Origin of the sequence: Alcanivorax sp. HI0007 (assembly GCF_001635525.1) — a bacterium.
Classification (GTDB): domain Bacteria; phylum Pseudomonadota; class Gammaproteobacteria; order Pseudomonadales; family Alcanivoracaceae; genus Alcanivorax.
This window is the reverse complement of the sequence record NZ_LWEJ01000221.1, coordinates 1-504: the sequence shown is the minus strand read 5'-3', so window position 1 is coordinate 504 and position 504 is coordinate 1. Positions and strand designations below refer to the sequence as shown.

The window sequence follows — 504 nt, the reverse complement described above, 5'->3', positions numbered from 1 at the left end:
GGGCGTATAGTCGTGGCGTCAGGCGTTTCAACCGCCAGGCAAGCCGGCCGTCAATTTGTGGCAGCATGTAAAGCTCACCTCGATCAAGGGCACTGAGGGTCTGTCGGGCCACCTGGTCGGCGTTGGTGAGGGCATAGCGGGTCATCGCTGAACGGGCAAAGTCACGGCGACGTTCAGGCAGGCGCCCATTCTCGACGATATTGGTCGGGACCACGGTTGGGCACAGGGCCGTGATTTTTACGCCGGTTCCGGTCAGTTCAGCAGACAGCGTTTCGGACAGGGCCAGTACCCCTGCCTTGGTGACGTTGTAGGCGGCCATTTCCGGGGCGGACCCGAATGCGGCAGCAGAGGCCACATTGATGATGCCTCCATAGCCCAGATCGCGAAGCTGAGGGGCAAAATAATGGCAGCCGTGAATAACTCCCCATAGATTGACGTTCATGCACCAGTGCCAATCTTCAAGTGACACCTCGCCGATTGGGCCACCGAGGCCGACGCCGGCGT

At 60.5% G+C, this 504-nt stretch carries 1 protein-coding gene; it reads right to left on the bottom strand.

The genetic code is table 11. From position 1 onward, the window contains the following. The coding region (locus A3714_RS11140; RefSeq protein WP_231867855.1) for an SDR family NAD(P)-dependent oxidoreductase at positions 1-442 on the bottom strand (442 nt) is incomplete at its 3' end. Positions 443-504: the final 62 nt, after the last annotated feature.